This window comes from Enterobacter quasiroggenkampii, from assembly GCF_043972695.1.
Classification (GTDB): Bacteria; Pseudomonadota; Gammaproteobacteria; order Enterobacterales; family Enterobacteriaceae; genus Enterobacter; species Enterobacter quasiroggenkampii.
In genome coordinates this window covers 3,368,955-3,382,282 of the sequence record NZ_CP143745.1, presented here as the reverse complement: position 1 = coordinate 3,382,282, position 13,328 = coordinate 3,368,955, and the positions used below count along the sequence as shown (strand labels likewise).

The 13,328-nt window shown below is 58.2% G+C and carries 9 protein-coding genes; 7 read left to right on the top strand and 2 right to left on the bottom strand.

The genetic code is table 11. The features are described from left to right. The first annotated feature begins 140 nt into the window (after positions 1-140). Together V1572_RS16210 and V1572_RS16205 are read left to right on the top strand one after the other, a co-directional pair. A complete protein-coding gene (locus V1572_RS16210) occupies positions 141-1,112 on the top strand; it encodes a fatty acid desaturase (protein ID WP_048223689.1) in 972 nt (323 codons plus the stop codon). Beyond that, a complete protein-coding gene (locus V1572_RS16205) occupies positions 1,105-1,863 on the top strand; it encodes a phosphate/phosphite/phosphonate ABC transporter substrate-binding protein (protein WP_395299379.1) in 759 nt (252 codons plus the stop codon). The genes V1572_RS16210 and V1572_RS16205 overlap by 8 nt, the downstream gene beginning before the upstream one ends. Here V1572_RS16205 and V1572_RS16200 read toward each other — a convergent pair. Both V1572_RS16200 and V1572_RS16195 read right to left on the bottom strand, forming a co-directional pair. Continuing rightward, positions 1,842-2,738, bottom strand: a complete 897-nt coding sequence (locus V1572_RS16200) for a LysR family transcriptional regulator (RefSeq protein WP_111966433.1) — start codon at positions 2,736-2,738, stop codon at positions 1,842-1,844. The two genes, V1572_RS16205 and V1572_RS16200, sit on opposite strands and share 22 nt — an antisense overlap. Positions 2,739-2,760: 22 nt before the next feature. Next, a complete protein-coding gene (locus tag V1572_RS16195) occupies positions 2,761-5,049 on the bottom strand; it encodes an FdhF/YdeP family oxidoreductase (RefSeq protein ID WP_223539145.1) in 2,289 nt (762 codons plus the stop codon). A 1,004-nt stretch (positions 5,050-6,053) separates the two neighbouring features. On the opposite strand from V1572_RS16195, the gene V1572_RS16190 reads away from it, so the two are divergent. The 5 genes from V1572_RS16190 to tssM are packed head-to-tail and all read left to right on the top strand — an operon-like array spanning position 6,054 to position 13,327. Next, positions 6,054-6,548 carry a hypothetical protein gene (locus V1572_RS16190; RefSeq protein ID WP_045908262.1) on the top strand — a complete coding sequence of 165 codons (495 nt, stop codon included), beginning with the start codon at positions 6,054-6,056 and terminating at the stop codon, positions 6,546-6,548. A gap of 23 nt (positions 6,549-6,571) precedes the next feature. Then, on the top strand, positions 6,572-7,075 hold the full coding sequence (gene tssJ, locus V1572_RS16185) for a type VI secretion system lipoprotein TssJ (protein WP_023618341.1): 504 nt from the start codon (positions 6,572-6,574) through the stop codon (positions 7,073-7,075). 28 nt (positions 7,076-7,103) lie between these two features. Next, on the top strand, positions 7,104-8,447 hold the full coding sequence (gene tssK, locus V1572_RS16180; RefSeq protein WP_029740099.1) for a type VI secretion system baseplate subunit TssK: 1,344 nt from the start codon (positions 7,104-7,106) through the stop codon (positions 8,445-8,447). Between the two features lie 17 nt (positions 8,448-8,464). Beyond that, positions 8,465-9,703, top strand: coding sequence for a DotU family type VI secretion system protein (locus tag V1572_RS16175; RefSeq protein ID WP_045908263.1), 1,239 nt, complete (start codon positions 8,465-8,467; stop codon positions 9,701-9,703). A 3-nt stretch (positions 9,704-9,706) separates the two neighbouring features. After that, complete coding sequence (gene tssM, locus V1572_RS16170; RefSeq protein WP_063621960.1) at positions 9,707-13,327, top strand: type VI secretion system membrane subunit TssM; 3,621 nt, start codon at positions 9,707-9,709, stop codon at positions 13,325-13,327. Position 13,328 lies beyond the last annotated feature (1 nt).

Genomic DNA, 13,328 nt, shown 5'->3' with positions numbered 1-13,328 from the left:
AGTACCTTTAATACAGAATAAGTCAAGCGACGCGTGCGCTCTGTGTTTCTGGCAAAGCAAAGCGATTTAAGTTCTTTGTTATTTCAGGCGTTATCCCCGATCTTCAGGGCTCTGTCTCTGGCGAAACGGCGTCTGAAGGAATGGGTAAACGAAGCTCCCTCTATTTACATCCACAACAACGCAATCAAATCCACCGCCTCGCGTCGGGTTTCTTGTGGCGAAGCGAACTGCCCACCTGGCTGGTAATGTTCACGATTTATGCGGGCTGGTTTGCCACGCTGGCGTTCTGGCAAACGCTCGGCCTGCTGCCCGCCACGCTGCTGCTCATCGGGTTTACCGCCTGGTATATGTCCCTGCAGCATGAGCTGATCCACGGGCATCCCACCCGTTTTGCCTGGCTTAACCAGCTGTTCGGCACGCTCCCGCTGGCGGTCTGGTACCCGTACGGCCTGTACCGGGATTCCCATCTGGCCCACCATCGGTACGATAGCCTGACCCATCCGGTGGATGACCCGGAGTCGTACTATTTTACCGAGGCGAGCTGGGCGCGCTTTTCTCCCTGGCAGAAGCGCCTGATCCGGGCCCGAAATACCTTTGCCGGGCGGCTTCTGCTGGCGCCGCTGCTGGATATCGTCCAGACGCTGGGCAGCGCCGTGACGGCGTTTCGTCATCTTCACCTGCGGGCGATGACGATGTGGCTGGTTCACATCACGCTGCTGGCGGCACTCTTCGCCTGGATGACGGACGTTGGTTTTTCACCCGTCTGGTTTGTGCTGGCGGTCAGTTATCCGGCGCTGGCGCTGACCAAGGTACGATCGTTTTTCGAACACCGTGCGGCGGACGATCCGTTGGCGCGCTCCGTCATTAACGAGGCCGGGCTGTTCTGGCGGATACTGTTTTTGAATCTCAACTATCATTCAGTACATCATGATCTACCGGGCGTGCCGTGGTACGGACTGAAGGCGATCTACCAGCAAAACCGGGAGGCGTACCGGGAGCGAAACCGCGGTTTTCTGGTCAGGGGCTACGGTGAATGGCTGCGCCGGTTCTGGTTCAGTCCCGTCGACGTCACCGTCCACCCCGGAAAGCAACAGGGAGAAGGGTATGAGTAACCTGCTGGCGTTTCCCATGTATGCGGTGGATCGCGCCGACACGCGCGCGCTCTGGCTGGCGGTAAAGGGGCTGCTGGCCGCACGCGGTGTGCCCGTCGATGATCTCCCCGACGGGCCGGAGTCCGATCTGCTCACGCACTGGCAACAGCCCGGGCTTATCCTCAGCCAGACCTGCGGTTACCCGCTGGTCACGCAGCTTCCGGACGTGCAGGTTGTCGGCTGTTTTCACTACGCGGCCCCGGGCTGCGAAGGGATCCAGTACCGCAGCTTTCTGGTGGTGCGCGAGGCGGATCGGCATCTCACGCTGGCGGATTTTCGCGGCCGACGAGCGGTCTGTAACTCTGCGGACTCGCAGTCCGGCTACAATGCGCTGCGAAAAAAAGTAGCGCCTCTGGCGGCGGACGGTCCGTTTTTCGCGCAAACGTCCTTTAGCGGCAGCCATCGCCAGTCGCTGAAGGATGTCAAACGCGGAGCAGGGGATATCGCGGCCATCGACTGTGTCACCTGGGCACTGCTGCAGCGTCACGAACCGGAAAGTCTGACGGGGCTGGCGGTCATTGACCGTACCCCGCTGACGCCAGGGCTGCCGCTCATTACCTCGCCCCACACTTCGCCTGACACCCTGAACGCCCTTCGCGATGCGCTCCACGCGCTGGTGAGTTTGCCGGAACACCGGGCCGTTTGCGACGCGGTACTGATTGAGGGGTTTAGCGTCGTGACGCGTCAGGCCTACGCCTCATTGCTGGCGTGATAAATCTCCTGCGCGTCGGTAAAGCAGCGCAGCGCCAGCGAGGAGACCGGTTTTTGCCTGCGCATAATCAGGCCGACAGGGGCCTCAATGTTCGCATCGGCGATGGGGACAATCCTGAAATGGCTGTTCAGATCTTCCAGTCCGTTGTTCAGCGGCATCACGGCGCAGCATACGCCGCTTTGCACCGCCTGAATGATCTGGAACGTGGAGTCGCTCTCGAAAACGGACCTCGGTTCAATGCCAGCAGACTGAAAGCTGGCCTCCATATGCGCCCGGTAATGCATCCCTTTGGTCAGGAACCCCAGCGGAAAATCCGTCAGGTCACGCCAGGTCAATCTGTCCTGGCCGAGCTGGAAATGGCGGACGTCGTGCAGCAGGCCCATCTTCGTTTTGGGAAGCTGGATAATATCGAACTGGCTGGTGTCGATGCTGTTGAGATAGCAAATCCCCAGCTCAAGCTGATTGCGGCTGACGCCGTCGGCAATCTGCGCGGAGGACATGGAATAGAGGCTATAGGTCAGCTCCGGGTATTTTTGCGTCAGCAGGCGAATAAAGATCATCGGATCCACACTCGCCAGCGGCACCATCCCCAGACGGAGTTCTCCCACCACCTGGCCTTTGCACAGCGCGGCTTCCGCCTGTAGCCCGTCATGCGCGGCCAGCAGCGCGCGGGCCCATGCGAGGATGCGTTCACCCTCCGGCGTAAACCCTTCAAAGCGCTGCCCGCGCACAATCAGCACCAGCCCCAGCTCCTCTTCCAGGCTGCGGATGCGCATGGAGAGGGTCGGCTGGGTGATGTTGCACTGCGAGGCCGCCTTGCCAAAATGGCGGGTCTCGTCGAGCGCGATTAAATATTTTAACTGTTTAATATCCATCTTTTTCTCTGCGCGAACAGCCTTACAGCATGCGGATCTCTTTTGAGCGCAGGGTGATGCGAACCGGAACGGATTTATACGACGGCGTACCGCTGTCCTTATCCAGATAATCAAGCGGTACCAGCACGTTGGCTTCCGGATAATAGGCCCCGACGGTCCCCGGCGCGATGTTGTACGCCACCACGGTAATGTCTTCCAGACGCTGTCCGTTGCCGGGCAGGGCGGTTTCGATATCCACGCGGTCGCCGTGTTCCAGCCCTGACTGCGCCATATCGTCTTCGTTCATAAACAGCACGTCGCGACGGCCAAACACGCCACGGTAGCGGTCATCCAGGGCGTAAATGGTGGTGTTGTACTGGTCGTGGCTGCGCAGCGTGATCAGGCGCAGAACGTGCTCACCTTCACCGCTGGCGTTCTCGTGTACGCCGTCGAAGACCGAGAACATCGCTTTTCCCGTCGCCGTTGGCCAGAGACGTTGCGTTGGCGGCAGCGGCATACGGAAGCCGCCGGGAACGCGGATCCGCGCGTTGTAGTTCTCAAAGCCCGGAATGGTCTGCTCGATCAGGTCGCGGATGCGGTCGTAATCCTCAACCAGCGTCAGCCAGTCTACGCGGGTATCCGGCAGGGTGGCTTTCGCCATGCCCGCGACGATAGCGGGTTCTGACCGAAGCAACGGCGAGGCGGGTTTTAACTTGCCGGATGAGGCATGGACCATCGACATCGAGTCTTCGACGGTAATGGACTGGCGGCCGGTGGCCTGAATATCCAGCTCGGTACGGCCAAGACACGGGAAAATAAAGGTCTCTTTGCCCACCAGCAGATGGGTACGGTTCAGCTTGGTCCCGACGTGAACGCTCAAATCGAGGGAGCCCATGGCCGGAAAGCCGCGTTCATGATCGGGCATCGCCACCGCAAAATTACCGCCGAGGCAAATGAGCGCTTTTGCGCGGCCGTCGATCATCGCCTGCGTGGCCTGCACCGCGTCATGGCCGTGGTGAGACGGTGGCTCAAAGCCGAATACATCCTTCAGACTGTTCAGGAAGGCCGGCGTGGGTTTCTCGCTAATCCCGACGGTACGGTTCCCCTGCACGTTTGAGTGACCGCGCAGCGGGCATATTCCCGCGCCGGGCTTGCCGATATTCCCGCGCATCAGCAGCACGTCAGCGATCAGGCGGACGTTGGCCGTCCCTTTATTGTGCTGGGTAATGCCCATCCCGTAGGTAATGATGGTGGCATTCGATTTCGCATAGGCCTCAGCCACCTGTTTGAGTGCCGCCTGGCTCAGACCCGACTCGCGCTCAATGTCGTTCCAGCGGGTTTGCGCGATATCGTCGGCAAAGTCCTCAAAGCCCTGGGTGTGTTCGGCAATAAACGTGCGATCGAGCACGTCCCCGCGTTCGGCCTCCATTTCCAGCAGGTGTTTGGCAATCCCTTTCAGCGCGGCGGCATCGCCTCCGGCCTTCACCTGGAAATAGGTCGAGGCGATATCCGTGGAGCTGTAGGTCGCCATTTCAATCACGCTCTGCGGATCCGCAAAACGTTCCAGGGCGCGCTCGCGCAGCGGGTTAAAGACGATAATCGGCACGTTGCGGCGGGCCAGCTCGTGGAGGGTCCCCATCATGCGCGGATGGTTAGTGCCGGGGTTATGGCCGATGGAGATCACCAGTTCAGTCTTATCAAAGTCATCCAGCGAGACGGTCCCTTTCCCAATCCCGATCGAACGGGGCAAACCGACGCTGGTGGCCTCGTGACACATATTCGAGCAGTCGGGGAAGTTGTTGGTGCCGTATTCGCGAGCAAACAGCTGGAACAGATAAGCTGCTTCGTTAGAGGCGCGTCCGGAGGTATAGAACTCGACCTGGTCCGGCTCGAGCCCGCGCAATACTTCGCCGATGCGTTGAAACGCCGCGTCCCAGTCGACGGGGCGGAAGGTGTCACTCGCCCGATCATAGCGCAGGGGGTGCGTGAGTCGACCGTAGCCTTCCAGCTCAAAGTCCGATTTTGCCAGCAGCGAGGAGACGCTGTTTTCAGCCAGAAACGCGGGGGTGACGCGTTTGCTGGTCGCTTCCCAGGTCACCGCTTTGGCGCCGTTCTCGCAGAACTGGAACGTCGATTTGTGTTCTTTATCAGGCCACGCGCAGCCCGGGCAGTCGAAGCCGTCAGGTTGGTTGGTGCGCAGCAGCGTCGCGGGGGCGTCAAGGGTATCCATTTGGGTGCGTACCGCAATGGCCGTTGCTTTCAATGCGCCCCAGCCGCCAGCAGGGCCGTCATAGTGTCTGATGCCTGGCACCGAGCGTCTTTTCTTGTTCATACCCACTCCTGGTTTGTTCGATCACACAACGCCTGAGCTCAAAAAATCACTGACGAGAGCAATAGGTGAAAGCAATGACGACCGAATGGCAACGCACATACGGAACGGAAAAGTGCCTTAACGCAAACTCTTTTTATTACAGTAATTTATCTGGTCTGGTGTTTAAATATTTAAAGAAATTATAACGAATTTTTATCATTTTAATAATAAATCTTATCTATCGTCCGGTAGGCGAGATAGATGGCAGTGAGCAGGAAAGTATGTAGCGCCAGTAAAACTTCGAATGAAGCTGATGCGCTGGAGATATCGCCGCGATTCGCGGCTGGTGGGCTGCTGGAGGCATTTTTCAATTGAGAGAATGGCAGGAAGGTTTACTCACGCTTAATGAATAATAGATATAAGGTATACCTGACAGTGGAATTATTACGGCCGAAAATATACGCTTTTTTTGCGGCATGAAATTAACATCTTACTGCATAAGTGAAATATTCTCACCCAGGCGATGAAGCGTCTTCAATATTAAAGATACCCTGTTAGTGCAACAAATAATTCATCAGAGATATATTCCTTTGACATCAAAAAAACGCGAATTCTACTAATTATGGTAGTGGCGATAATAGCGTGATTGCGTTAATGAAAGTGGTTCTCCTTTGTGTTTTTTAATATATAAAACATAAAGTTATGTCGCTTTGTGGTGGGGGAATAAGAAAGGGTAGTCCCTATCGTTTTTTATCATAGGATTAATCCTATAATTTTCCGACTGCTTCATTTACCAACAGTTACGCGGCGGTAAATATTGAATTGATACGAAGCTCATGTAAACTTGTTTACCGTTTGTCAAAATATGTCAGGAAGACACTGGGCCTTATTCTGAAAGGCTCGTGCGGTAGCTATGCCCTTAAAGTAGTAACGCCCCGAAAATATCCTGGCTATTTTAACAATAGCACTTAAGTCAAACTTCATCCCCTTATCTCCATCATCGAAATATCGCTACGGAAAAGCATATGAAAATGCGCGTACTGTTTTCACTTCTGTTTGTAATGGCGGTGGCGGGCTGTAAAGCACCGCAGAAACCTGTGATCAACGACGATACGATCGAGACCAGCCAGGTCAACGGCGTCACCTTAACCCACCGTCACGCCGTGACGGCGCCGACGGAGTTCAACCCGGTTAACGAGCCGTATCGTGCCATGTATCCGGCCTCCCTGATGAGCCGTCCTGACTTTGGCGGTAAAGTTATCCGCACTCTCGAGACCGGAAAAACGTACGTGGTGCTGGGGCAGGTTGAACACTACTGGATGGCGCTTGCCGATGAAGGTAACGAACAGCTGATTGGTTACGTTCCGATGCGCGCTGTTATCAAGGCCGACCAGTACGAAGCCACCGTGCGTAAACAGGCTATTCGTCCAAAGGTGCGTAAAAAAGCGACCTGTGTTGATGTCGACGGTAACAGCAAAGCCTGCAAAGACAGCGCTAACGGTACCTGGATCCTGAACTAAACGGCTTTCATGAGCGCATTTTTATGAATAATAAAAATTTTCATAAGCTGTGGTTACCCTTTTACGCGATGATTTTCGCGCTGGTCAGTGGTTGTACGTCGTCTTCACACAGCGACCCCTCCCGCTACAATCTGCAGTTTCAGGCTCATCCACAAATCAATGAATCTGCGCCGCTTAAGGTCCGGGTACTGTTGCTGAAATCCGATGCGGATTTCATGTCCAGCGACTTCTACTCCCTGCAGAACAACGCGTCAGCTACGCTTGGCGCGAATCTGCTGAACAGCGATGTGTTCTTCCTGATGCCGGGACAGCTGTCGAAAACCCTCAGCGGGCAAAGCTCGCCGGAGGCTCGCTATATCGGCGTGATGGCGGAGTATCAGGTGCTGGATGGCAAAAAATGGCGCGTTTCACTCCCTCTGCCCGTGCCTGGCGAAAATCATATCTACCAGTTCTGGAAATGGTCCGCAGATGAACTTCAGGCCAACGTTTTTCTCGACGTGAACGGCATTCGGGTCATCAGCCAGTAACGCGCTTCAAAACAGGAAACACATCATCATGACGAAAGCAGAAAAGGTCGTCTGGACCGAAGGCATGTTCCTGCGTCCACACCATTTTCAGCGGACTGAAAGCTATCTGCTCAACCATGTTCGTGAATGGGGCGCGCTGCAGCGATCGTATCTCTGGGGCTTTCTCGACGTAGAACTGGATGAAGCGATGCTTCGTCAGGGATGCATAGCCCTGAGCTACTGCAGTGGGCTGCTGCCGGACGGCACCTTTTTCCAGGTCCGTAACGGGCGCAACGGTCCTGTACCGTTGAAAATTCCTGACAATCTCACCAACGAAAAAGTGGTGCTCGCACTGCCGGTTCGTCGGGGTGAGAGAGAAGAGGTGATTTTCAGCGAAGAGCCAGCCTCGCTGGCGCGCTTTATCGCGTTTGAGCAAGAGGTGGAAGACGATAACGCCATGTCGGTGGGGGATGCCACCGTCCAGTTTGGCCGCCTGCGTCTGACCCTGATGCTCGAAAAAGACCTCACGGCAGAGTGGACCGCCATCGGCGTGGCGTTTGTGACCGAGAAGCGTAACGACAACCACGTGCGGCTCGACAACAGCTACATCCCGCCGATGCTGAATGCCAATAACAGCCCGCAGATCTACAGCATGATCAACGATCTGCACGGCTTGCTGGTGCAGCGCAGCCAGCAAATTGGCGGCCGTTTGCGCCAGCCCGGCCGCTTTAATACCTCCGAACTGATTGAGTTCACGCTGCTGTCGCTGGTTAACCGTCACCTTGGCGAGGTGTCTCATTTAAAAACCCTTCCGCTGCTGCACCCGGAAACGCTCTGGCGTAGCTGGCTGCCGTTCGCGACCGAACTTGCCACCTGGACATCGCAGCGAACCGCTGAAAGCGTGCTGCCGATTTACGATCATGACGATCTGGCAAACTGCTTCAGCAAGCTGATGCTGATGCTGCGTCAGGGGCTGTCGCTGGTGATGGAAGACCACGCGATTCAATTGCCGCTTAACGAACGCTCTCACGGCCTCAACATCGCCACGGTGCCTGAAACCAGCATGGTGCGTGAGTTCGGCTTCGTGCTGGCGGTCAAAGCCAATGTGCCGGGCGAACACCTGCAAACCCATTTCCCGGCGCAGATGAAGGTCGCACCGGTGTCGAAAATCCGCGATCTGGTTCAGCTTCAGCTGCCGGGCATTATGCTGCGCGCCATGCCGGTCGCACCGCCGCAGATCCCGTGGCATGCCGGCTACAGCTACTTCGAGCTCGAGAAGGGCAGCGAGCTGTGGCACGAGATGGATAAGTCCGGCGCATTCGCCCTGCACCTTGCAGGGGAGTTCCCGGGGCTGGATATGGAGTTTTGGGCCATCCGTAGCCCGACAGAATAATAAAGCGAGCGCTTAATATGCAGGAACGACAGGATACCGGCAGCGATGCCGCGTTCACCGGGGCCAGTAGCAACAATCAGCTGGTGGCGGCCGCCAATCCGCTGCTCAATGCGATTCCGCAGATCCGTCATTCGGTATCGCATGACGATCAGGTGGCGCTACGCCAGCGCCTGATCGATGAAATTCGCCGTTTCGAAGTCCGCTGTCAGCAGGCGGGTCTGCCCTACGAAGTGATCGTCGGGGCACGCTACTGCCTGTGTACGGCGCTCGATGAGGCTGCCGCGCTCACCCCCTGGGGCAGCAGCGGGGTCTGGTCAAGCAATGGCCTGCTGGTGACGTTCCATAACGAAACCTGGGGCGGCGAGAAGTTCTTCCAGCTTCTGGCGCGCCTGTCGCAAAACCCGCGCGAGCACATTCTACTGCTGGAGATGATCAACTACTGTCTGCTGCTCGGTTTCGAAGGGCGCTATCGGGTGCTGGACAATGGCCGCACCCAGCTTGAGACCATCAAGCAGCGGCTGTGGCAGATGATCCGCGGCGTACGCGGCAGCTATCCGCCGCCGCTTTCTCCTCATCCGGAAGATCGTCCGGTGCTGCGCAAGCTCTGGCGGCCCATGGTCCCCCTTTGGGCCTGCGTGGCGCTGGCCGGTTTTATCGCCTGCCTGTTTTATATCGTGCTTAACTGGCGTCTTGGCGACAGCACCAACCCGGTGCTGGCGAAGATTTACCAGTCCCAGCTGCCGGAAACCACTATTCAGCAGCCGGCGCGTCAGCTTCCGGCGGTGCTGAACCTGCGCGGCTTCCTGAAACCGGAAATCGAGGCTGGCCTCGTTGCGGTGAAAGACGAAGCGGATCGCAGCGTGGTTATCCTGAAAGGCGACGGGCTGTTTGCCTCTGCCTCGACCGTCGTGCGTGATCGCTATGAACCGGTCATCCACCGCATCGCGCAGGCGATGAATAACGTGAGCGGCAAAATTCTGGTGGTGGGCTACAGCGACAACGTGCCGATCCGCAGCGCGCGCTTTGCCTCTAACTATGAACTCTCCCTGGAACGCGCTCGCTCGGTACAGAAAATGCTGCAGGGAAGCCTCTCTCAGCCTGGCCGCGTGAAAGCGGAAGGGCGGGGCGAGATTAACCCTGTGGCGCCGAACACGACGCCTGAAAACCGCGCCCGTAACCGCCGTGTGGAAATTACTCTGCTGGTGTCGCCTGAAAATACCCAGGCCGAGCTGAACGGATTGCCGCAAGGAAACTAAGGAATGCTGACGACTCTTCTTTCCATACTGACTAACCGCATTCTGTGGAGCTTCCTCGGCGTCACGGCGCTGGCGGCGGTGATCTGGATGATTGGACCGCTACTGTCCATCGTGGATACCCGACCGCTTGAATCGGAACAGAACCGCATCATCAGCATCGCGGTGGTCTACCTGCTCTGGGCGCAGGGCCATATTCTGCCGCGCCTGTACAACGCCTGGCTGAACCGCAAGCTGATGGACAAGCTCAAAGAGAATACCGCCAGCCCGGAAGCGGCAGATCCGCAGAAGCGACTGAACAGCGAGGAGCAGATCCTCGCCAGCCGTTTTGATGAAGCTGCGCAGATGCTGAAAAAAGCGCACTTCAGCAAGGCGGGACAGGGCGCCCAGTGGACGCAGCGCTTCAGCACGCAGTACCTCTATCAGCTGCCGTGGTACGTCATTATCGGCGCGCCGGGATCCGGTAAAACCACGGCGCTGGTCAACTCCGGGCTGCAGTTCCCGCTGGCCGACCGTTTCGGTAAGACCGCCCTGCGGGGTATTGGCGGCACGCGTAACTGCGACTGGTGGTTCACCAACGAGGCCGTGCTGCTGGACACCGCGGGTCGCTATACCACCCAGGAGAGCGAGCAGGTGCAGGACGCCGGGGAATGGCTGCAGTTTATGGGGTTACTGCGTAAGTATCGCCGCCGCCAGCCGATCAACGGCGTTATTGTTACCATCAGCATTTCTGACCTGCTCACCCAGTCAGCCGAGGCGTCCCGCCAGCAGGCGGTAAACCTGCGTCAGCGTCTGTCCGAGCTGCATGAACAGCTGGGTATCCGCTTCCCGGTCTACGTGATGGTGACCAAGGCCGACCTGCTTAAAGGCTTCCGCGCCTGGTTTGCCGACTACGATAAAGCGCAGCGCGATCAGATCTGGGGCTTCACGCTGCCGTGGGAACAAACTAAACACGCCGATTACGACCTGATGGGCAACTTCCAGCAGGAGTTTTCTCTGCTGCAGCAGCGCCTCGACGCCGGGCTGCCGGAAACCATGCTCAAAGAGCATGACGCGAAAACCCGCGCAGAAGCGTATCTCTTCCCGCAGGAGTTCGCCGCGCTGCGTCCGCTGCTGGCGGACTACCTGAGCACGGTCTTCGCCCGCTCGAACTTCGAAACCGAGTTCTCTCCGCGCGGGATCTACTTCGCCAGCGGGACGCAGGAAGGCATGCCGTTCGACCGCGTGATGGGCGAACTGAACCGCGCCCTGTCGCTGCCGGAAGGGGCAGAGAGCGATAACTGGGATTCGGTCAGCAAAGAAGCGCCAATCCCGGGCGCAAAAGGCCAGAGTTTCTTCATCAAGAACCTGCTGCAAAACGTTATCTTCCAGGAAGCCGGGATCGCCGGGGAAAACCGCTGGTGGGAGCTGCGCAACCGGGCGGTGATCTGGTCAGGCTATGCGGCGCTGCTGGCTCTGCTCGCGATCCTGGGCGGGCTGTGGCTCACCAGCTATGCCAAAAACAAGGCCTACCTGGAAGAGGTGGATGCGAAGGTGCCCCTACTTGACCAGCAGAGCAAAGCCTTACAGAACCAGACTCAGCGTGACCTGTTCGAACTGCTGCCGCTGCTGAATAGCCTGGTGGATCTGCCGAAAAGCGACGCCTTTGATGTCAACGATCCGCCGATCTCCCGCCGCATGGGGCTTTATCGCGGGGATGACGTTAGCGACGCCTCCCAGTCCCTGTACCAGAAAGCGCTGGATCAGATGCTGCTGCCTGCCGTCGCCATGCACATCACCACCTGGCTGCGCAACGACAACGGCAGCGATGTGGAATACAGCTATGAAGCGCTGAAAGCCTATCAGATGCTGTATCAGCCGAAACACTATGACGGCAAATTCCTGCATTCATGGGTGATGCTCAACCTGCAGCGTAACCTGCCGCAGAACGTCACGAAGGCGCAGCTGCAGCAGCTTGAATGGCATCTGACGCAGCTGCTGGAGCCGAAGATTCAGGCCTCGCCGTACGCGCAGGACGAATCCCTGGTCGCACGCGAAAGAGCGATGATCAACCAGCAGCCGCTTTCCACGCGCGTCTATGGCCGCCTCAAGCGCCTGCTGGAACATGATGACAACCTGAAGCCGGTCTCCCTTTCCGACCTCGGCGGACCGCAGAGCGAGCTGGTGTTTTCGCGCAAAAGCGGCAAGCCGGTGAGCGAGGGCGTACCGGGTCTCTATACGCCGGACGGCTACTGGAAAAGCTTTAACGGCCAGATTGACAGCGTCACTACGGCGCTGCACGAGGACGACGCCTGGGTGCTGGGGGCCGCCACCGCGCAGGAAGATAAGCAGCAGATCGATAACGCCGTGCGCCAGCTCTATATGCGCGACTTTATCGCCAACTGGGATCGCTTCCTCGCCGATATCCAGCTCAATAACAGCGCCGACCTTTCCCAGCGCATCAACACCGCGCGCCTGCTCTCCGGCGCCAACTCGCCGCTGCGCCGTCTGGTGCAGAACCTGAGCCAGGTCCTGACGCTGTCACGCAATGCGCCAGCGCCGGAAGATGCGGGTAAAGCGCAGGATCAAAGCAACCGCGCCACCCGTACGCTGGAAGCCCTGTTCAGCAACAACGACGCTGCACCGACGCAGGCCGCGGTGGTCACGCAGGCACCGGAACAGCTGGTGACCGACCACTATGCGCCGATGATTGAGCTGGCGCAGCCGCTGGAGAAGGGCGGGAAGACCATCGTGTTTGATGATTTTCTCAAGCAGGTGGATGAACTCTATCGCTACCTGACCGCCGTTCAGGATGCGGCCAACAGCGGCATGCCTGCGCCGGGCGGGGAGGCGATCAGCCGTCTGCAGGCCAGCGCCGGTCGTCTGCCGGGCGGGCTGCAAACCATGTTCAGCAACATGGCGGTAGGCGCCAGCAGTGACACCCAGCGCCGTGACCTGGAAAACGTACGTAAGCGCATTAACGTTGAAGTGGGTGGTTTCTGCCGTCAGGCAATTGCCGGTCGCTACCCGCTGGTGCGCAGCGCCAGCACCGAGGTGACGCCGGACGATCTCGCGCGCATGTTTGCGCCGGGAACCGGGCTGATGGACGCCTTCTTCCGCGACAATCTGACCAACAAGGTGGATACCACGCAGGCCAACTGGCGCTTTATGCCGGGCATTGACGGGAAAACGCTGCCGGGAAGTGAAGGGCTGCTGAGACCGTTCCAGCAGGCCCAGTCGATTCGCGACGCCTTCTTTGCTAACGGCGCAACCACGCCGTCTTTCAAGGTGACGGTTCGCACCGTGCGAATGGATAACACCATTCTGAACCTGACCCTGGACGTTGACGGTCAGCTGCTGCGCTACAGCCACGGCCCGCAGGCCGTGCAGATCATGAACTGGCCGGGGCCGGGTGGCACCAACCAGGTCCGTATGCAGCTGGGGCTGGCGAACGGCAGTACGGCGACGCTGGTCACCAACGGCGCCTGGGCGCTGAACCGCTTTTTCGATAAAGCGAGCACCAGCCCGGGCACGGGTAGCCTGAGCCGTCAGGCCACCTTCAACGTCGACGGACATCAGGTCACGCTGGAGTTTGCGCCGAACAGCATTCGTAACCCGTTCCAGCTTCCTCGTTTCTCATGCCCATAAC

Excerpts from the sequence above, each read along its gene's own strand:
- V1572_RS16210 (WP_048223689.1), top strand. The coding sequence starts at position 141 with ATGGGTAAACGAAGCTCCCTCTATTTACATCCACAACAACGCAATCAA.
- V1572_RS16205 (WP_395299379.1), top strand. The coding sequence starts at position 1,105 with ATGAGTAACCTGCTGGCGTTTCCCATGTATGCGGTGGATCGCGCCGAC.
- V1572_RS16200 (WP_111966433.1), bottom strand. The coding sequence starts at position 2,738 with ATGGATATTAAACAGTTAAAATATTTAATCGCGCTCGACGAGACCCGC.
- V1572_RS16195 (WP_223539145.1), bottom strand. The coding sequence starts at position 5,049 with ATGAACAAGAAAAGACGCTCGGTGCCAGGCATCAGACACTATGACGGC.
- V1572_RS16190 (WP_045908262.1), top strand. The coding sequence starts at position 6,054 with ATGAAAATGCGCGTACTGTTTTCACTTCTGTTTGTAATGGCGGTGGCG.
- tssJ (WP_023618341.1), top strand. The coding sequence starts at position 6,572 with ATGAATAATAAAAATTTTCATAAGCTGTGGTTACCCTTTTACGCGATG.
- tssK (WP_029740099.1), top strand. The coding sequence starts at position 7,104 with ATGACGAAAGCAGAAAAGGTCGTCTGGACCGAAGGCATGTTCCTGCGT.
- V1572_RS16175 (WP_045908263.1), top strand. The coding sequence starts at position 8,465 with ATGCAGGAACGACAGGATACCGGCAGCGATGCCGCGTTCACCGGGGCC.
- tssM (WP_063621960.1), top strand. The coding sequence starts at position 9,707 with ATGCTGACGACTCTTCTTTCCATACTGACTAACCGCATTCTGTGGAGC.